Origin of the sequence: Stenotrophomonas sp. HMWF023, from assembly GCF_003060985.1 — a bacterium.
GTDB lineage: Bacteria > Pseudomonadota > Gammaproteobacteria > Xanthomonadales > Xanthomonadaceae > Stenotrophomonas > Stenotrophomonas lactitubi.
The window spans coordinates 1-19,342 of the sequence record NZ_QAIJ01000182.1; the positions used below are offsets into that span (position 1 = coordinate 1).

17 protein-coding genes and 1 pseudogene are annotated in these 19,342 nt (G+C 67.2%); all 18 read right to left on the bottom strand.

Features of this window, described 5'->3' with window-relative positions; genetic code table 11:
* Nucleotides 1-143: 143 nt before the first annotated feature.
* Nucleotides 144-2,534: a methyl-accepting chemotaxis protein gene (locus DBR20_RS09765; RefSeq protein WP_108266038.1), complete on the bottom strand. Its 2,391-nt coding sequence runs from the start codon at nt 2,532-2,534 to the stop codon at nt 144-146.
* Between the two features lie 98 nt (nt 2,535-2,632).
* Nucleotides 2,633-3,016 (bottom strand): hypothetical protein, encoded by a 384-nt coding sequence (locus tag DBR20_RS09770; RefSeq protein ID WP_025878966.1) that lies wholly within the window; start codon nt 3,014-3,016, stop codon nt 2,633-2,635.
* A 137-nt stretch (nt 3,017-3,153) separates the two neighbouring features.
* Nucleotides 3,154-3,645 carry a chemotaxis protein CheW gene (locus DBR20_RS09775; protein WP_025878967.1) on the bottom strand — a complete coding sequence of 164 codons (492 nt, stop codon included), beginning with the start codon at nt 3,643-3,645 and terminating at the stop codon, nt 3,154-3,156.
* Nucleotides 3,646-3,825: 180 nt separating this feature from the next.
* Nucleotides 3,826-4,599 (bottom strand): flagellar brake protein, encoded by a 774-nt coding sequence (locus DBR20_RS09780; RefSeq protein ID WP_108266039.1) that lies wholly within the window; start codon nt 4,597-4,599, stop codon nt 3,826-3,828.
* Nucleotides 4,600-4,812: 213 nt separating this feature from the next.
* Nucleotides 4,813-7,059, bottom strand: a complete 2,247-nt coding sequence (locus DBR20_RS09785) for a methyl-accepting chemotaxis protein (RefSeq protein WP_108266040.1) — start codon at nt 7,057-7,059, stop codon at nt 4,813-4,815.
* A 384-nt stretch (nt 7,060-7,443) separates the two neighbouring features.
* Nucleotides 7,444-9,423, bottom strand: a complete 1,980-nt coding sequence (locus DBR20_RS09790; RefSeq protein ID WP_108266041.1) for a chemotaxis protein CheA — start codon at nt 9,421-9,423, stop codon at nt 7,444-7,446.
* A gap of 45 nt (nt 9,424-9,468) precedes the next feature.
* On the bottom strand, nt 9,469-9,834 hold the full coding sequence (locus DBR20_RS09795) for a response regulator (protein ID WP_025878971.1): 366 nt from the start codon (nt 9,832-9,834) through the stop codon (nt 9,469-9,471).
* Nucleotides 9,831-10,139, bottom strand: a complete 309-nt coding sequence (locus DBR20_RS09800; RefSeq protein WP_100465280.1) for an STAS domain-containing protein — start codon at nt 10,137-10,139, stop codon at nt 9,831-9,833. Before DBR20_RS09800 ends, DBR20_RS09795 begins: the two co-directional genes overlap by 4 nt.
* 97 nt (nt 10,140-10,236) lie before the next feature.
* Nucleotides 10,237-11,466, bottom strand: coding sequence for a chemotaxis protein CheW (locus DBR20_RS09805; RefSeq protein ID WP_108266042.1), 1,230 nt, complete (start codon nt 11,464-11,466; stop codon nt 10,237-10,239).
* On the bottom strand, nt 11,463-12,245 hold the full coding sequence (locus DBR20_RS09810) for a ParA family protein (RefSeq protein ID WP_108266043.1): 783 nt from the start codon (nt 12,243-12,245) through the stop codon (nt 11,463-11,465). The genes DBR20_RS09805 and DBR20_RS09810 overlap by 4 nt, the downstream gene beginning before the upstream one ends.
* Before the next feature lie 172 nt (nt 12,246-12,417).
* Nucleotides 12,418-13,263, bottom strand: a pseudogene (motD, locus tag DBR20_RS09815) (flagellar motor protein MotD); the annotation flags it as partial.
* 1 nt (nt 13,264) lies between these two features.
* On the bottom strand, nt 13,265-14,005 hold the full coding sequence (locus DBR20_RS09820; RefSeq protein WP_089240989.1) for a flagellar motor protein: 741 nt from the start codon (nt 14,003-14,005) through the stop codon (nt 13,265-13,267).
* A 125-nt stretch (nt 14,006-14,130) separates the two neighbouring features.
* Nucleotides 14,131-15,975, bottom strand: coding sequence for a chemotaxis protein CheA (locus tag DBR20_RS09825; RefSeq protein ID WP_108266045.1), 1,845 nt, complete (start codon nt 15,973-15,975; stop codon nt 14,131-14,133).
* A 2-nt stretch (nt 15,976-15,977) separates the two neighbouring features.
* The gene (locus tag DBR20_RS09830; RefSeq protein WP_025878978.1) at nt 15,978-16,583 is read right to left on the bottom strand and encodes a protein phosphatase CheZ; all 606 of its coding nucleotides are present in this window, start codon (nt 16,581-16,583) and stop codon (nt 15,978-15,980) included.
* Entirely contained in the window at nt 16,583-16,975 is a 393-nt protein-coding gene (cheY, locus tag DBR20_RS09835) for a chemotaxis response regulator CheY (RefSeq protein WP_006365466.1), read from the bottom strand. Before cheY ends, DBR20_RS09830 begins: the two co-directional genes overlap by 1 nt.
* A gap of 19 nt (nt 16,976-16,994) precedes the next feature.
* Entirely contained in the window at nt 16,995-17,738 is a 744-nt protein-coding gene (locus DBR20_RS09840) for an RNA polymerase sigma factor FliA (protein WP_108266046.1), read from the bottom strand.
* Nucleotides 17,735-18,622 (bottom strand): P-loop NTPase, encoded by an 888-nt coding sequence (locus DBR20_RS09845; protein WP_025878980.1) that lies wholly within the window; start codon nt 18,620-18,622, stop codon nt 17,735-17,737. The genes DBR20_RS09840 and DBR20_RS09845 overlap by 4 nt, the downstream gene beginning before the upstream one ends.
* Nucleotides 18,609-19,342 (bottom strand): AAA family ATPase (locus tag DBR20_RS09850; protein ID WP_146186984.1); only part of this gene is annotated, 734 nt, incomplete at its 5' end. The genes DBR20_RS09850 and DBR20_RS09845, both read right to left, overlap by 14 nt.

Here is a 19,342-nt window from a genome sequence, read left to right on the forward strand (position 1 = left end):
CTCCCGGCCCGAGCGAAGGAAATCCGCCGCTCTCCGCGACCACCCCGAGGGGCTTCGCCGTTGGCTGGATAATCAGATACTCCGTAAACAAAAACGCCCCAGCGCAGGGCCGGGGCGTGTTCGTGGGTCAGGTCAGGCAGGCATCAGAACTCCTGCCAGTCTCCATCGGCCAGTTCGGTGGCCATCGGGCGGCCGCCAGCGGTGCGACGGGCCGGCGGCGCGATCGGTGCCGGGGCGGCCGGTGCAGCAGCGCGAGGACCCGGTGCGGCAGCGCGCGGTGCCGGCGCGCGCGTGGCGACCACGACTTCGGCCTCATCGACCACGAAGATCGATACCGCTTCGCTGAGATGGCCCGCCTGCTCTTCCATCGCACGTGCGGCGGCGGTGGCTTCTTCCACCAGCGCGGCGTTCTGCTGGGTGGTTTCGTCCATCTGCACCACGGTCTGGTTGACCTGCTCGATGCCGGCGCTCTGCTCCTGCGAGGCAGCGGAGATCTCGGACATGATGTCGGTGACGCGCTGCACCGAGGCGACGATCTCGCCCATGGTGGCGCCGGCCTTGTGCACCAGCGCCGAACCATCATTGACCTTGCCGACCGAGTCGTCGATCAGTCCCTTGATTTCCTTGGCCGCGGCAGCCGAGCGCTGGGCAAGGGTGCGCACTTCGCTGGCAACCACGGCGAAGCCGCGGCCCTGTTCGCCGGCACGGGCGGCTTCCACCGCGGCGTTCAGCGCCAGGATGTTGGTCTGGAAGGCGATACCGTCGATGACCGAAATGATCTCGGCGATCTTCTTCGACGAGGCCTGGATGGCGGTCATGGTGGTGACCACCTGGCCGACCACTTCGCCGCCCTGCGAAGCCACACCGTGCGCGCCGATGGCGAGCTGGTTGGCCTGGCGCGCGTGTTCGGCGTTCTGGCGCACGGTGGAGGTCAGTTCCTCCATCGAAGCGGCGGTTTCTTCCAGGTTCGCGGCCTGCTGCTCGGTACGGCGCGACAGGTCACTGTTGCCGGAGGCGATTTCACCCGCGGCCGAGCTGATCGCACGGCTGGACTGCTTGATGCGGGTGACGATCTCGCTCAGCTGTGCGGCCGTGGCGTTGGCATCGTCACGCATGCGGGCGAACACGCCCTGGTAGTCGCCGTGCATGCGCACGGTCAGGTCACCCTGCGACAGCGCGGCGAGCAGGCCGGAGATCTGTTCGATGCTGCCCGAGTTGGCGTCCAGCAGGCCGTTGATCTGCTGGGCCAGCTGCAGGAAGAAGCCTTCCTTGTCGTTGGCATCGATGCGGCCGGACAGGTCGCCGGCAGCGGCCTGGGCGATCACCCGTGCCACTTCTGCCTCGACCTGCGCTTCCTGGGTGCGGTCGCGCCATTCCACCACGTAGCCGACGGTGTCGCCGTCTTCGTTGCGGATGGTCGACACGACCTGGGCGAACTGGGCATCGCCGTACTGCATCGGGCGGCGGGCAACGCCATGCTGCTTGAGGTTGGCCAGCAGGGTGTTGTCCATCTCGCCACGGTGCTCGAGCACGGTGACCGGCTTGCCGACCAGCGAGGCGTGGACGTCGAAGTCGGGCAGGTCGCGGCGCAGCTCGTCCTGGTACTGGGCCAGGGTCTGCTGCAGGGCGCGGTTGCTGTAGACGATGGTGTTGTTGGGGTCGGTCAGGTAGACGCCGGTCGAGCTGTAATCCAGCGCGGTGCGGATGCGCAGGTTCTCGCGGGCGATGGCCTGGTCGGTTTCGGTGCGCTCGCGCAGGTCGCGCTGCATGCGCTGCATGGCCTGCATCAGTTCGCCCACTTCGTCCTGGCGGCTGACGTCGATGTGACCATCAAGCTTGCCACCGGCGACGTCGTTGGCCACCGAGACGGCGCCACGCACGCTGCCGACCAGGGCGCGGGCGAACAGCCACACCAGCACCAGGCCGAGCGCGGCGCCGCCGAGCAGGGCGATGACGGTCAGCACGGCCGAGGCGGAGTAGGTGGAGGCGGCTTCGTCGCGCGAGGCGCGGGCGAGGCGGTTGTCTTCGGCGATCAGCGCTTCAAGCGCGGCGCCAGCCTTGCGGTGCTTGGTGCGGGTCTCGCCGACGAAGGTATCGATCGCGTCGTCGGGCAGGTCCAGCTCCAGCATTTCGGTGACGCTGTCATAGGAGGCCAGCGCGTCTTTCCAGTCTTTGGCGAACGTTTCGAACAACTTCTTCTGCTGTGCGTTGTCGACCAGCTTCGGATAGTCCTTGATCGACGTGTCCATGCTGGTGCGCAGTTCGACGGCCTGCTTGCGGGCATCGGCCTTGACGTCGTCGCTGGCGCGGATCAGCTGCTGGTAGGCGCTGTTGCGGTACTCACCGAGCATGCCGCGCATCTCGCCGGCCAGGCGGATGCTTTCCATGCGTGAACCGGCCAGCTCGGTGGTCACGTTGTTCAGCGAATGCAGGCCACGGTAGGCGACGATGCCCTGCAGCAGCATCACCAGCAAGAGGACACCGAAGGTCAGCATGAGCTTCGGCATCAGTTTCAGGTTGTTGATCCACGGCATGGGCGTTGCGATCTCCTAAGGCAGACGCGGCCGGGCGCGGGGCCCGGTTGCAACAGCCACGCCGGCACGCTGGCCGGCGCGGTCTGACGGACAGCGGATTACTTGATGTTGGCCAGCTTCAGGCTGGACGGCGAGCTGACTTCGATTTCCGCACGCGAAGCATCGCGCTGGATCTTGCCGATCACGCACACGGTCTTGCCTTCCAGGGTTTCGAGCGGGAAGGAGAACTTGCCGCGGTTCTCGCCGGCGATACGGGCCGAGAAGGTGTGGCGCGGGAAGGCGCCGCCCATGTACAGGAAGGTCGGCTGGCCTTCGGAACCTTCTGCGAAGCGGGCCTTTTCGACCTTGCCGCAGACCATGCCATCCTTGCCGACGGCGCGCGGTGCCATCTCCGGCGGAATCATCTCGGCCGACTGCGCGAAGGCGGAGGAAGCGGTGGTGGCCAGGACGGCAGCCGAAACGAACGCAAGCAGGGACTTCATCGAGGTGATTCTCCGGGGATGGTGATGGTGGATCCGGCCTTGGCGCGTTCCTGCGCGACCGGCTTCTGTCCCCCTATCGGCGTGGATGGGGGGAACTGAAGGGCTGCGTAACAGAAACGTGAAGAAGGTCCGTTTGCTCAGGCGGCAGCGTCTTCGACGACGTTGGTCTGGCCCATGTCGGCGCTGTCGAGCAGGGTTTCGATGTCCAGCAGGATCAGCATGCGGTCATCGTGGGTGCCGATGCCGGAGATGAAACGGGTATCCACGGCTGCACCGAATTCCGGGGTCGGGCGGATCTGTTCGGCCGACAGCGGGATCACGTCGGAGACGCTGTCGACCACGATGCCGACCACGCGGTCTTCCACGTTGAGCACGATCATCACGGTGAAGGCATCGTAGCGGGCATCTTCCAGGCGCAGCTTCAGGCGCAGGTCGATCACCGGCACGATGGTGCCGCGCAGGTTGATGACACCCTTGATGTAGTCCGGCGCGTCGGGGACGCGGGTGACGGCGTCGTAGCCGCGGATTTCCTGCACCTTGAGGATGTCCACGCCGTAGTGCTCGGCACCGAGGGTGAAGCTGAGGAATTCGCCATCGGCGCCGGCGGCGGAGCTGTTCTTGTCGTTCATCGAGGGGTCCTGGTTCTGCCGGAAGTGCCGGTGTCAGGCTCGATATCGGCCCCGTAGTTGGGGACTTTAGGCATCTGGTGGGGCCGGCATGGGCCGGCGATCGCCGCATCCACGCATGGCGTGGATCTACTGGGGATGGGTAGTGCCGGCCGCTGGCCGGCAGATCCCGTTGTGGGGATGTCAGAGCTCGCCGTTGCGGCGTGCCTTGCGCTGGCGGTCAATGCGGAAGATGTAGCGCTGGATGGCGCTGTCGCCGCCGCGGGGCAGTTCGTCGAAGCGCATGCCGACGCGCTTGACCTCGGCGCCGTTGGGCAGGCGTTGCGGCAGCAGGTTGCAGACCACAAGTTCGATCTGCAGGTCCGGGCCATCGGGCATCGACAGCTGTGCCCGGTAGCGCTGCTGCAGGCTGAAGATGGCGCAGTCGGTGGGCACGGTCACTGCCAGGCCGCCGCCGCTGATGTCCACCACCCGCATCGACAAGGCTTCGGCGCGGGCCTCGCCCGGGGGCAGCAGCAACTGCGGTGAATCGGTGATGGGGGTCTCCAGCCGGTACATTTCACGCCGCTGCAGGTGCACCAGCTCCTCGGGGAACGGTGCCCGGAAGGCGACATGGCCTTCGTTGTCCACGCGCTGCAGGTCGTGCAGGCGGAAACGCACCATTACCCGTTCCAGCTGGGCGAAGCAGAGCAGGTGGTCGGCCTGTTCGGCGGCGCGGTTTGAGGCTTCCTGCGGGCTGCCATCGAGCAGCAGGATGTCCTCGTCGTCGTCCAGTTCGAGCAGGGCGGTCGGGAACGAGCGATCGCGCCCGTCGATATGGGCGTTGATCAGTGATCGCTGCTCGATCAGGGAACGCAGCAGCTGCCGCACCTGGCGCGGATTGCGGACCAGAAAGCGATCGTCGGTGGCGTCGGCCGCATGGACTTCGGGCGGTGCAGTGTCGTGGCCGTCGGACATGGAATCTGTGGTCAGGGGCGGGCGCCGACGCGTGTGGGCGCCTGGCTCGAAAGAAGTATCGGCTGCGGTGCGGAATTATGTAGTACCGGACGCGCTCGACGGCTTCGTTGTGCCATGCCGGAAGCCGCAGGGCAAGCTGGAAGCTGGGGCCGGGCATTGCCCGGCGCCACCTGTCCGCTGTCGGGGTGGCGCAGGGCCACCCAGATGCTGCTGTCAGAACTCCTGCCAGTCGCCGTCGCCGGCCAGTGCCGGCTGCGCAACGGGCTTGCGCACGCGCGATGGCGTGGCGATGGATGCGGGCGCCGCTTTGCGCGGAGTACCGCCGGCTGTGGCCATCGCTGCGCGGGGCATCGCAGTGCCTGTGCTCGGTGCGGCCAGGCGGAAGCGTGCGACGGCCTCGCCCAGCTGCGCGGCCTGGTCTTCCATCGCCCGCGCTGCAGCAGTGGCTTCTTCCACCAGCGCGGCGTTCTGCTGGGTGGTTTCGTCCATCTGCACCACGGTCTGGTTGACCTGTTCGATGCCGGCCGACTGTTCCTGCGAGGCGGCGGAAATCTCAGCCATGATGTCGGTCACGCGCTGCACCGAGGCGACGATCTCGCCCATGGTGCTGCCGGCCTGGTGGACCAGGCTGGAGCCTTCGGCGACCTTGCCGACCGATTCGTCGATCAGGCCCTTGATCTCCTTGGCGGCCGCGGCCGAGCGCTGGGCGAGGGTACGCACTTCGCTGGCGACCACGGCGAAGCCACGGCCCTGTTCACCGGCACGGGCGGCTTCGACCGCGGCGTTCAGCGCCAGGATGTTGGTCTGGAAGGCGATGCCATCGATGACCGAAATGATCTCGGCGATCTTCTTAGAGGACGCTTCGATGGCCGACATGGTGGTGACCACCTGGCCGACCACTTCGCCGCCCTGCGAGGCCACGCCATGCGCGCCGATGGCGAGCTGGTTGGCCTGGCGCGCGTGCTCGGCGTTCTGACGCACGGTGGAGGTCAGTTCCTCCATCGACGCGGCGGTCTCTTCCAGGTTGGCCGCCTGCTGCTCGGTGCGGCGCGACAGGTCGCTGTTGCCCGAGGCGATTTCGCCTGCGGCCAGGGTGATGCTGGAGGTGCTGGCCTGGATCTGGCTGACGATCTGGGTCAGCTGGGCAACCGTGGTGTTGGCATCATCGCGCATGCGGGCGAACACGCCGTGGAACTGGCCGTCCATGCGTGCGGTCAGGTCTCCTGCGGCGATCGCCTGCAGCAGCTGCGACAGCTGTCCCAGGTTGCCGTCGGCGACCTGCATCATGCTGTTCAGCTGCTCGATCATCACGCGGAAATCGTGATCGAAGCGCTGTGCATCGCCACGCTGGCTGAAATCGCCGGCGGCAGCAGCCGACGCCAACTGCTGGATCTGCGTGTTGATCGCCAGCAGGCTGGTCTTGGCCGCATCCATCGATTCGTGCAGGATCGCGCGGCTGCCGGGCAAGCGGCGTGCATCGGGGGCGAGGTTGCCGGTGGCGTACTGGTTGAGCACGTCGATGGCATCACGGATCGCATCGAGGTGTTCGAAGATCACCGTGTTGATGCCACCGGCAAGCTGGCCATAGACGCCCGGGAAATCTTCCGGAATGCGGTGGCTGATATCGGGACCGGCATGCATCTGTGCCATCAGCTGGGTCTGCTCGGAGAAGCGACGCAGCATCGCGGTCATCTCCGCGGTGGCCGCCAGCATGCGGCCCGCCTCATCCTTGCCGGTGGCCTGGGTGGTGACGCTGAGGTCGCCGCGGGCGACGGCCTGGATGGCATGCACGGCCTTGCCCAGCGGGCCGACCACGGCGCGCGAGATGACCACGGCCAGGGTGGCGGCGACCACGACCAGCAGCACGATGGCGGCAATGATGGCCAGCATGCTGTTGCGGTGGGTCGCATTGGCGTCGTCGATCTTGCCCTGCATCAGCGAGCCGCTGTAGGCGCCCAGTGCCTTGAGGTCGTCGAAGGCCTTGCGGCGCAGCGGACGCGACTGTTCGTCGGAGATCTGCCGGGCCACCTCGCCATCACCTGCGGTGGCAGCTTCGCGCAGCTTGGCATTGGCCGCGAAGTAGCCATCGACGTCGGCCTGCACGGCCTGGTACAGCGCGCGCTCCTTGGCCCCGGCCGGCAGTGCGGCGTAGGCCGCCAACTGTTCGCGCACCACCGTGGCGGTGTCGCTCATGCGCTTGTTGTAGTCGGCCACTTTCTCCGGCTGGTCCAGCATGCTCAGCTGGGCCAGTTCGTAGGTGCGGAATTCACCCAGCTGCGAACGCACTTCGCCGAGGTACTGCACCGACGGAATATCGTTGGAGGCCATGGCGCTGAGCTGCGCATTGGCTTCGGACAGGCGGAGCAGGGCGAACGCACCCAGCACGACGGTCATCAGGGTGGTCAGGGTGAATCCCACAGCCAGCTTGCGGGCGATGGGCAGATCGTGGAACCACTTCATGCAGGGTGCTCCAAGGTGGGCAGAATACCGGCGGCGAAACCGCTGGCAAAAGGTCGTTGCAGGAGGGAACGGTCGTGCCGGGTGGGGGTTCGGTGACTGCCGTCATGTCGAGATAGCGGCGCCTGTGCGACGGACTTTATGGACCTGTGTCACATTCGCTGGCGTAGGGAGAGGCAACGCAAAGCACGCTATGGCGGGGCTTTCGCATCGATATCGTGGTTTCAGGCGAAACCATGCGGACGATGGAGTTCACAGTGTGGGTTGACGGAGTTCACAGTGTGCGGCGCTGTTGTGCGCGGTGCGGGAGGGAACGCCGTTGTGCGCGCGCGCAAACAAAAACCGCCGCCCCGGAGGGCGGCGGTCAGGCACAGCGCGTGGAGCGGCTCAGGCGGCCTGCGGCACCCGCAGCGAACGCACCAGGCCACCGATGTCGACGATCAGGGCGACGCGGCCGTCACCGAGGATGGTGGCGCCGGAGACGCCGCCGATGCGGCGATAGTTGTTCTCGATGTTCTTCACCACGACCTGCTGCTGGCCGACCAGTTCGTCCACTTCCAGCGCGATCTTCTGGCCATCACCTTCAACCACCACCACCAGCGATTCACTGCCCGGGGCGCGCTGCCCATAGCCGTAGTATTCGCTCAGCGACAGGATCGGCAGGTATTCGCCACGCACGCGCAGCACGCGGCCTTCGCCGGCCATGCTGCGGATGTCGTCGGGCTGCGGCTGCAGTGCTTCAAGCACGTAGGCCAGCGGCAGGATCAGGGTTTCGCCGGCCACCGCCACGGTCATGCCGTCGAGGATGGCCAGGGTCAGTGGCAGCCGGATCAGCGTACGGGTACCGGTGCCGAGGCCACTTTCAATCTGCACTTCGCCGCCCAGCGCCTGGATGTTGCGGCGGACCACGTCCATGCCCACGCCGCGGCCAGACAGGTCGGTGACCGCGTCGGCGGTGGAGAAGCCGGGCTGGAAGATCAGGTCCCAGACCTGCGAGTCGGTGGGGTTGTCCGGCACGGCCAGGCCGCGTTCGTGCGCCTTGGCCAGGATCTTCTCGCGGTTCAGGCCGCGGCCGTCGTCGCTGACTTCGATGACGATGTGGCCACCCTGGTGCGAGGCCGCCAGGGTGATCGTGCCGGTCTCGTCTTTGCCGGCATCGCGACGCACGTCCGGCATTTCCAGGCCGTGGTCGATCGAGTTGCGGACCAGATGCACCAGTGGATCGGCGATCTTCTCGATCAGGCCCTTGTCCAGTTCGGTACCTTCGCCGATCGTGCGCAAACGCACGTGCTTGCCGAGGCGGCCGGACAGGTCGCGGACCAGGCGCGGGAAGCGGCGGAACACCGCATCGACCGGCAGCATGCGCACGCCGATCACCGCTTCCTGCAGGTCGCGGGTATTGCGTTCAAGCAGGTCCAGGCCAGCGAACAGGCTCTCGGCATGGACCGGGTCCAGTGCGTGCGAGACCTGCTTGAGCATGGCCTGGGTGATGACCAGTTCGCCGACCAGGTTGATCAGCGCATCGACCTTGTCGACGCTGACGCGGATGGAGGTTTCCGCTTCCTGGCTGGCGCCGGCACTGGCCGTCGGTGCGGCGGCGACAGGCGCGGCGGTAGCCACCGGCGCGGCAGCCGGTGCCTGGGTGGCCAGGCTTGGCGGTGCGGCCGGACGGATGTCCAGTTCGCAGTCGTCCAGCACCCAGGCAAAGGTATCTTCGATCTTGCTGCGCGGCACCTTGCCGACCAGGCCCAGGTCCCACGCAAGGTGGGCTTCGAGTGGGTCGAGCTGGGCAAAGCCGGGCAGGCGATCCATCCGCGCGGCCACCTGCAGCGAACCCAGGTGTTCCAGTTCGCGGATGATGCGCAGCGGGTCGTTGCCGCTCATGAACAGCGACGGCGCCGGGGCGAAGCCGATCTGCCAGGCTTCCGGCGCGTCGTCGACCTGGCTGGCGGCAGCGGGTGCAGCGGCGGCGGGCGCCTGGCCGGACAGCACCGATTCCAGTCGCGCCTTCACCGCAGCAACCGCTGCGGGATCGGCGGGCTGGCCGTGCTCGGCCTCGCGCAACAGGGCGCGCAGTACGTCCACCGACGACAGCATCGCATCGACGGCGTTGCCTTCCAGTGCGCGCTTGCCGGCACGCAGCTCATCCAGCAGCGTCTCCAGCACGTGGGTCAGCCCGGCGATGGCATCGAAGCCGAACGTGCCCGCGCCGCCCTTGATGGAGTGGGCGGCACGGAACACCGAGTTGATGATCTCCGCGTCCTGTTGTCCCGATTCCAGGGCCAGCAGGCCAGCCTCCATGGCGTCGAGGCCTTCGCGGCTCTCCTCGAAGAAAGTGGCGTGGAAGCGTTGCAGGTCCATGCTCATGGCAGTGGCGATCCGGAAGCGAAGAGGGGGAGCAGTGCGGGGCGATCAGCCCAGCACTTTCTGCACGGTGGCGACCAGCTGTTCGGGATTGAACGGCTTGACCAGCCAGCCGGTGGCACCGGCAGCCTTGCCTTCGGACTTCTTGTCCGCGGCCGATTCGGTGGTCAGCATCAGCATCGGCGTGAACTTGTAGTCGGGCAGCTGGCGCAGTTCGCGGATCAGCGCGATGCCGTCCATGTTCGGCATGTTGACGTCGGTGACCACCGCATTGAAGCGCTGGCCCTTGGCACGTCCGAGCGCGACCGCGCCGTCTTCAGCTTCTTCGACGGCAAAACCGGCCGAGGTGAGGGCGAAGGAAACCATCTGGCGCATCGACGCCGAATCGTCCACCACCAAGATACGTGCGCTCATGCAGCGTTCTCCACAGATTTCAGGTTGTCATGGGTTACGTCCAGGCCCAGGGCCTGGGTGACGCCCAACAGGCGTGCAGCGTCACGGAAGGTTGCAGTGCAACCGTGGAAGCCCGTGCCCAGGCCTGCCTCGCGGCGGGCCTGTACGAAGGCACACAGCACCTGCACGCTGGCGGTGTGGATGCGACCGACCTGGCTTGCATCCAGGGTCAGCTCGCCTGCTTCCGCCACCAAGGGCGAAAGGCGGTTCTTGAGCTCGGTGCTGCTCTCGATGCCGAGATCCTCACCCAGTTCGACAGTGCTCATCGTTGCTCCGGACAAACGGTTCCAGCATTCATAACGGCACCGCGGGGCGGTTCTTTAGGGCGGGTATCGGCGCGGAGCGCCGATTCACAGCTCCGACTCACCCCAACAGCTGCGTGGCGTCGAGCAGGATCATCGGCCGCTGGCTGATGCGGGCCACGCCACGGAACAGTTCATTGGAGATCTGGCAGATACGGGCGGTATCGGGTGGTTCGATCTGCGAGTCGGTCAGGTTGGCGACGTCCTCCACGGCCGACACACGCAGGCCCAGGGTCTCGCCATTCTCTTCAAGCACGACAATGCGGGTCTGCGCGTCATCCTCGGCGGAGGCCGCACCCAGGTGCAGGCCGAGATCCATCACCGGCACCACCTGGCCGCGCAGGTTCATGATGCCGAGCATTTCCGGGGCGGTACCGCGCAATGGCAGCAACGGCACCGGCAGCACCACTTCCTGCACCTTCAGCAGCTCCAGTGCGTAGGCCTGGGTACCGCAGCGCAGGCGCAGCCAGCGCGAGGTGCGTTCGCCGGCACGGCGGTTCTGCGGATGTGGGCTGCTGGCGGGCTGATGCGCCTGCGCCTGCAGCTCCTGCCAGGTGCCGGGGCGGTTGCTGGATGGGGTGTCCACCGCGACCCGCGGCGGTGGCGCGACGGCGGCGCGGGCCATCGACGGCATCGGCGCCGGCGCGGAGCGCGCTGCGGCCTTGGCAGCGGCCGGCGCGGTGATGGCAGGAACCACCTCGCCGTCGGCGGCGGCTTCGAAGGCGGCCTGCAATCCGGGGCTGTCGGTGTGCGCGAGGCTGTCGGCGGCGTCGGTTTCGTAGATCACTTCGTCCGGCAGGTCGTCCCAGGTGGGTTCCGGCGCACGCGGTGCGACAGGGGCAACGGCCACGGGCGCGGTTTCATGGATCACCTCAGCCGGCAGATCGTCCCAGGTCGGCTCGCGCTCGGCGTCGACCGAAGGCGCGGTAGCGGCGTCAAAGGCGGCCTCAAGGGACGCATCGTCGCTGGCCGGGGCGGCCGCGACGGTGTCGGTTTCGTAGATGACATCGGCCGGCAGGTCGTCCCAGGTGGGTTCGCGCTCGGTATCGGCCGCAGGCGCGGCAGCGGCGTCGAAGGCGGCCTCCAGGGCCGCATCATCATTGGCCGATGCGGTCGCGACGGTGTCGGTTTCGTAGATCACTTCGGCCGGCAGGTCATCCCAGGTCGGCTCGCGTTCGGCGTCGGCCGCGGCGCTCGCTGGGCGTGGCGCGGCATCAGCGGCGACCGGTGCCACTGCAATATCGCCGAGCAGCTCATCCAGATAGTCATCCAGCATGCCGGTGGTGTTCATGCCGCCTGCTCCAGGGCACGTGCGTCCTCACCGAGGATCCAGTTCAACGCGCGCCGATAGGCCGCCAGGCCACGGCCCGGGTAGTCCTCGCCGATGCTCGGCAGGGTCAGGCCGGCCGCGTTGCTGATGCGGGTGTCGATCGGAATCGCTTCTTCCCAGACGCGGCTTGCGTGACGGTCCTGCATGGCACGCAGCGATTCGTTGCCGGTGCGGGTGCGGCGGTCGAACAGTGTCGGCAGGATCGAGATCGGCAGCGGACGGCGGCGCGAACGCTCGACCATCTCACCGGTGCGGACCATGCCATCCAGGCCGTGCAGGGCCAACGGCTCGGCCTGGGTGGGGATGATCAGTCGATCGGCTGCGGCCAGCGCGTTGATCATCAGCAGGCCCAGGGTCGGTGCGCAGTCCAGCAGGATGTAGTCGTGCTGGCCCTGGTGGCGGGCGAGGGCATTCTGCAGCGCCAGGCCGAGGCCCGGCTGGTTGGCGCTGCGCCGTTCCAGTGTGGCCAGCGAGGCCTGCGCGCACACGTAATCGAGTCCGCCGATGCTGCTGGCGTGGCTGAGCGTGGACAGGTCGGCCGGTGGTGCGCCGAACAGTTCCAGCACGCCGGCCGGTGCCGGTTCGATCGGTACACCGAAGGCGCGGGTCAGCGAGGCATGCGGATCGAGATCGATCAGCAGCACGCGGTGGCCGAGCGCGGCCAGGCCGCGACCGAGGGCGAGGGTGGTGGTGGTCTTGCCGACTCCGCCCTTCTGGTTGGCGACTGCCCAGATGCGCATCGGATTACTCCTTCATTGCCGGGGGAACGGCGGCGCCGACGCGGCTGCCGGCCGGCACCGGTGGCAACTGCACCGGTGCGATGGGGGAAGTGGGGGTGGTGGCCGGTGCTGCGGCGGCCTGTTCGCTCGCGTTGCGGGTGGCCCCGGTGGCGGCATTCAGGCGTTCGCCGAGCGGGTCCACCGAATGACTGGTGTCGGCCAGGATGATGACCATCACCCGCCGGTTGCGGTTGCGGCCCTGCGCGCTGTCATTCTCTTCGCGTGGGCGGAACTGGCCGTAGCCGACCATCGCCAGCCGCGACGGCTGCACGCCCTGGTCGGCAAACAGATGCACAACACTGGCCGCGCGACCGGCCGACAGTTCCCAGTTGGACGGGAAGGTGGCGGTGGCGATCGGCACGTTGTCGGTGTGGCCTTCCACGCGCACGCTGTTGGGCACGTCGCGCAGCACGCCGGCCAGGCTGGCCAGGGTGTCGCGTGCATGCACGTCCAGCGCTGCCGAGCCGGTCGGGAACAGGATGTCGCTGTTGATCTCGACTTCGATCCACAGCTCGGTGCGGCGAACGCTGATCATGCCGCGGTCGATCAGGGGTGCCAGCGCAGCGGTCAGGCGGTCGGCGATGCTGTTGAGCTGGCGCTCGGCACGCGCGATCTGCTCCTGGTTGTGCACCGATACCGGCATGCGCATCTGCGAGGCCATCGCCGGCAGCAGGGTGGGGTCGTGCGATGGCGCGGGAGCGGATGGCCCGATCTTGGTGCCGGACTTGATCACCGACGGGCTGTCCCAGCCACCGCCCTGCACCTGCTTGTTGCCGACCTGGACCGGGTTGATGGTGCGCGGCGCACCACCGAAGGCATCGGTGAGGGCGTCGGCCATGATCCGGTACTTGCCCTCGTTGACCGAGGAGATCGCGTACATGACCACGAAGAAGGCGAGCAGCAGCGTCATCAGGTCGGCATAGGGGATGGCCCATGCTTCGTGGTTGGCGTGCTCTTCGTGGTGCTTGCGGCGGGCCATGTCAGTGCAGGAAGCCGGAGAGGTTGGTTTCGATGTTGCGCGGGTTCTCGCCCTGGGCGATCGAGATCAGGCCTTCGATGACCATTTCGCGATCGCGAGAGTTGTGGGCGATCACGCCCTTCAGCTTGGCGGCGATGGGCAGGAACAGCAGGTTGGCCGAGGCGATGCCGTAGATGGTGGCGGTGAATGCCGCGGCGATGCCGTGGCCCAGCTTGCTGGGGTCGGCGAGGTTCTTCATCACTGCAATCAGGCCGAGCACGGCGCCGATGATGCCCAGCGTGGGCGCATAGATGCCCATGGCCTCGAATACCTTGGCGCCGGCCTGGTCCTGGTGTTCCTGGCTGCCGAGTTCGATTTCCAGCATGTGCCGGATCGATTCGGGTTCCACACCGTCCACCAGCAGTTGCAGACCCTTGCGCAGGAACGGATCACGCTGCGCTTCCACCTGCGATTCCAGGCCGAGCAGGCCCTGGCGGCGGGCGATGTTGCTCCATTCCACGATCTGCTGGATCAGTTCGCGACGGTCGCTGTGCGGCGGGCGCACGACCCAGCGCACGATCTTGAACGCATGCTTGAACACCGCCGGCGCGGTATGCAGCAGGATGGCGGCGATGGTGCCGACGATGACGATCACAAACGCCGCAGGCGACCACAACGACGCCAGGCCGGCGCCCTTGAGGATGCTGCCACCGACCAGCGAGGCCAGGGCGAGGAAAAGTCCAATGAGGCTGAGTCTATCCATGGGTCCGGTATCGGCTTGTATGAATGGGACTTGAGACACCGGGAGAATCTGGTGTAACGGAGTTCACAGTTTCCTGTGTCGCCGGGCTGGCCCGGCGCTACAGCGTGTCGGGTTCAGGAATCGGGTCATTCGTGTGGGCTGCGCAGTCCGTCCACGTCCAGGATCAGGGCCATGCGACCATCGCCGATCAAGGTTGCACCGGCGTAACCACGCAGGCCGCGCAGTGCCTTGGGCAGCGGCTTGATCACCACTTCCTCGCGCCCGCGCACCTGGTCCACCACCAGCCCGAAGCGTGCTTCACCGGCCTGCAGCACGACGATGGTCAGCAGCGGCGAGGCGGCCGGCGTCACATCCAGCCACTGCCGGAGGTCGACCAGCGCCAGTGTGTGCGAGCGACGGTCCAGCACGGCGCGGCCGTCGAACCAGCCCAGCGAGGTGCGCGGCGCATGCAGCACTTCCATCACACGGGCCAGCGGCAGTGCGTAGACGTCTTCGCCGGCCTGCACCAGCAGGGTCGGCAGGATCGCCAGGGTCAGTGGTACGCGGATCATGAAGCGGCTGCCGCGGCCCAGTTCCGACTGGATCTGGATCTGCCCGCTCAGCTCGCGGATGCGCGACTGCACCACGTCCATGCCGACGCCGCGGCCGGAAATGTCGGTGACCTGCTGCTTGGTCGAGAAGCCGGGCAGGAACACCAGATGCAGGCACTCCTCGCTGCTCAGGCGGGCGGCGGCTTCCGGATCGATCAGGCCCTTCTCGCGTGCCTTGGCGCGCAGCTTTTCCGGATCGATGCCGGCACCGTCGTCCTGCACCTCGATGCTGACGTAGTCGCCTTCCTGCTGTGCCGACAGGCGCACATGCCCCATCCGTGGCTTGCCCTGCGCTTCACGCAGTTCCGGCGTTTCCACGCCATGGTCGATGGCGTTGCGGACCAGGTGCACCAGCGGGTCGGCCAGCGCTTCGACCAGGTTGCGGTCGAGCTCGGTCTCGGCGCCGATCAGTTCCAGATCCACTTCCTTCTTCAGCGAACGTGCAACGTCGCGCGCCACCTTCGGGAAGCGCGAGAACACCTTGCCGACCGGCTGCATGCGGGTGCGCATCACCGCCGACTGCAGGCGCGCAGTGGCGATGTCCAGCGTGGACACGGCGCGGTCCAGCTCTTCATCGCGCAGGCGTGCGCGCAGCGTCTTCAACCGGTTTCGTGACAGCACCAGTTCGCCGATCAGGTTGACGATGGCATCCAGGCGCTTGGTATCCACGCGCACGGTGTGTTCGGCTTCGGCGACGGGCTTGTTGGGCGCCGGCTTGCCGGCAGCTGGCGGGGCCGGCGAGGGCGCCGGTCGCGGTGCCGGTGCGGCGACAACCGCTGCGGTGGTGTTGCTGCCCGGGGCGGCGCCACCATGCAGCTGGTCGAGCAGCGCCTCGAACTCGTCTTCGCTGATCATGTCGTCGGCTTTCTTCGCCGCCGGTGCTACGGTCGTCGGCGCGTTGCCGCCGTGCAGCTGGTCGAGCAGGGCCTCGAATTCGTCGTCGGTGATCAGGTCTCCACCGCCCGAATTCGGCGTCGCGGCCGAAGTTGCTGCCGCGCCACCGCCATGCACATCGAACTGGGCGACCAGGTCGGGCGGGGCAAAGCCGGGCTCGGTACCCGATGACACCGCGTCAAGCATCGACTGCAGGTAGTCCAGTGATTGCTGGGCGGCATCGAAGTGATGTGCCTGCAATACGGCCTGGCCGGCACGCACGGCGCCCAGCGCTTCTTCGGCGGCGTGGCACAGTTCGACCATCGCGGTGATGCCGAGGAAACCTGCGCCGCCTTTCAGCGTGTGGTAGCCACGGAACACCGCGTTGAGCTGTTCATTGTCCTGCGGTGCCTGTTCCAGCGACACCAGCTGTTCGCCGAGGCGATCCAGGATTTCCTGGGCCTCGATGATGAAATCGGCAGTGATGTCGTCGGCTACCGCGCCCATGGTTACAGCCCCAGATCCGACAACAGGTCGTCGGCGTCGTTCTGCGAGACCGCATGGCGGTCCAGTCCCTTCAGTGCCGGCCCGGCCAGTTCCGGGTCGGTGCGATGCTGTTCCGGCGGCAGGCCGAGCGCGCCGAAGCCTTCGTGCACGCGGCGGACGATGCCCACCACGCGACGGATGATCTGTCCGGTCAGGTCCTGGTAGCTCTGGGTCAGGGCGATCTCGGTGAGGTTGTGGCGGATGCGGTCGAGCTGCACGTCCTGGCCCGGCTGCAGGCCATCGGCGCGCAGCTGTTCGGTCAGGCTGCGGCACTCTTCGGCCAGGTCGAGGGTGCGATGGGTGGCCTGTTCGGTCATCGCCACCACGTGGTCCAGGCGCGCGCAGGCGTCGTCAAGTTCGCCGGCTTCATCGGGCACGGTCGGCAGTTCGCCCAGCGCCTGGCCCAGTTCGCGGGCCAGCCGCGAAAGGCCGCTCATCATCGGCTGGGTGCGTAGTGCGACCAAGCCATCGATGCGCTGGCGCCAAGCCGCTTCGTCGCCGGATTCCAGCGCGTCCAGGGCTTCCTGCAGGCGTAGGGCGAGGGCACTCTTGTCGACCGTGGTATCCATCAAGCGCTGGCCGCCAGGCGTTCGAAGATCTTGCCGAGCTTCTCTTCCAGCGTCTGTGCGGTGAACGGCTTGATGATGTAGCCATTCACGCCGCTCTGCGCAGCCTCGATGATCTGCTCGCGCTTGGCTTCGGCGGTCACCATCAGCACTGGCAGGGTCTTCAGCTTGGCATCGGCACGGATCGCCTTGAGCAGTTCGATGCCGGTCATCACCGGCATGTTCCAGTCGGTGACCACGAAGTCGAACGGCTGGCTCTGCAGCAACGACAGCGCGGCATGCCCGTCCTCGGCTTCGGCGGTATTGGTGAAGCCCAGATCGCCCAGCAGGTTCTTGACGATACGACGCATGGTCGAAAAATCGTCGACGATCAGGATGCGCATGTTCTTGTTCAAAGCAGAGTTCCTTTGTTGATCAGCTCTCGAGGCCGGCGTCGGCCGCCTCGAAAATCTTCAGTCGGCCACGCAGGCGCAGGACCGCCTGGCCGTGGATCTGGCAGACCCGCGACTCGCTCACGCCGAGCACTGCGCCGATCTCCTTCAAATTCAGTTCCTGCTCGTAGTAGAGCGACAGCACCAGCTGTTCGCGCTCGGGCAGGTGGCCGATGGCATTGCCCAGCTCGCGGCCGAATTCGCCGCGTTCCAGCACCTGCTGCGGGGTCGGGCCGCCCTGGGCGACGGTGTCCAGCTCGCCCTGGTCTTCAATGCGCGACTCCAGGCTGAGCACCTGCCCGCGCGAGGCGTCCTCCATCAGGCGCAGGTACTCGGGCAGCGGCATCTCCATCGCAGCGGCGACTTCGGTGGCGCTGGCAGCGCGACCGGTGGTCTGCTCCAGGCGACGGATGGTCGCAGCAGCGTCACGGGCACGGCGGTGCACCGAGCGCGGCACCCAGTCGCCACGACGGATCTCATCGATCATCGAACCGCGGATGCGGATCGAGGCGTAGGTCTCGAACGAGGCGCCCTGGTCGGCGTCGTAGCTGCGCGACGCCTCGATCAGGCCCATCATGCCGGCCTGGATCAGGTCGTCCACTTCAACGCTGGCCGGCAGGCGCGCGGCCAGATGGTGGGCGATGCGCCGCACCAGGTCCGAGTGCTGGGCGATGACTTCATTGGCCGCCGAGCGCTGGACCTCCCTGTACTGGGCGGCGCCTTTCATGCGGCCACCCCGCGCTGCTTGATGATGCGTTCGAGGAAGAACTCGACGCCACCGCGCGGCTCGGTGGGTGCCTGCCAGCGGGCGGTGCGGCGGGCGATCTCGGTGATCGCCAGCGCCGACGGGCTGGATGGATAGGCCTTCACCACCGGCTGCTGGCGCTGCACCGACAGGCGCAGCCAGTCGTCCTGCGGCACGCAGCCGAGGTAGTTCAGCGAGACATCGGCGAGGAATTTCTCGCAGACGCGGGTCAGCTTCTCGTACAGCACGCGGCCTTCGTTGGGGTCGCGCACCATATTGGCCACCACCTGGATGCGGTCCACGCCACGTTCGCGCGACAGCACCTTGATCAGTGCATAGGCGTCGGTGATCGAGGCCGGTTCATCGCAGACCACCACTACGGTGTCCTGCGCGGCCTGGCAGAAGGTCAGCACGCCATCGGTGATGCCGGCGGCAGTGTCCACCACCATGATGTCCAGCTCGCGCTCCAGTTCGGAGAACACGTTGACCAGGCCCACATGCTCGGCCGGGGCCAGCTCGGCCATGTGCCGGCGGCCGGACGCGGCCGGTACCACCAGCACGCCGTTCGGGCCTTCGATGATCACGTCATCCAGGCTGCAGCGGCCAGCGACCAGGTCGGCCAGGGTGTTGGTGGGGCTCAGGCCGAGGATCACGTCGATGTTGGCCAGGCCGAGGTCGGCGTCCAGCAACAGGGTGCGTTTACCCATGCCGGCAAGCGCCACGGCCAGGTTGGCCGACACGTTGGTCTTGCCCACGCCGCCCTTGCCGCCGGTCACGGCAATCGTGCGCACAGGGCCGAGCGGCTCGCTGCGGGTCGCCGTCAGCGGGAAGGTGGTGGTCAGCTTGGCGTACTCACGCGACGGCATGGTTCAACTCCGGGTTGCAGGGCATATCGGCCGCGCGGCGCAAATCTTCAAGGCGAAGTACAAGATTGGCTGCGCTGGCCCGGTGCAGGTCGTCCGGGACGTCTTGGCCATCGGTCACCCAGGTGATCGGCAGCTTGTGGTCCACGGCCACCGACAGGGCGTTGCCGAAGCGGCCGGTCTCGTCCAGCTTGCTCAGCACCAGGCCCTGCAGGTTGGCCGCGCCGAAGCGGCGGACCACCTCGTCCATGTCGCCGAAGCTGGTGTTGGCCGGCAGCACCAGCAGGGTGCGGACCTGGCGGGCGGCGCGCAGCCACTGCAGCTGGGCGGCGAGTGCACGGTCGCGCGGGCCCAGGCCGGCGGTGTCGATCAGCACCAGCTTGTAGTCCTTCAGCCGCTCCAGCAGCTGGTCCAGGTCGGTGCCACTGTTGGCCTCGTGCACCGCGATGCCGAGCTGGCGACCATAGCCGTACAGCTGTTCGCGGGCGCCGATGCGCATCGTATCGGTGGTGACCAGGGCGACGTCGCGGGCCGCATGGGCTTCGGCGAAGCGCGAGGCCAGCTTGGCGATGGTGGTGGTCTTGCCGGCGCCGGTCGGGCCGACCAGGGCGATCACACCGCCTTCCTCCATCGGATCGACCGGGGCGATCGGCAGCTTGCGCGAGATCAGTCCCAGCATCAGGCCACGGCCACGATGCGCTTCGGTTTCCAGCGGAATCTGCA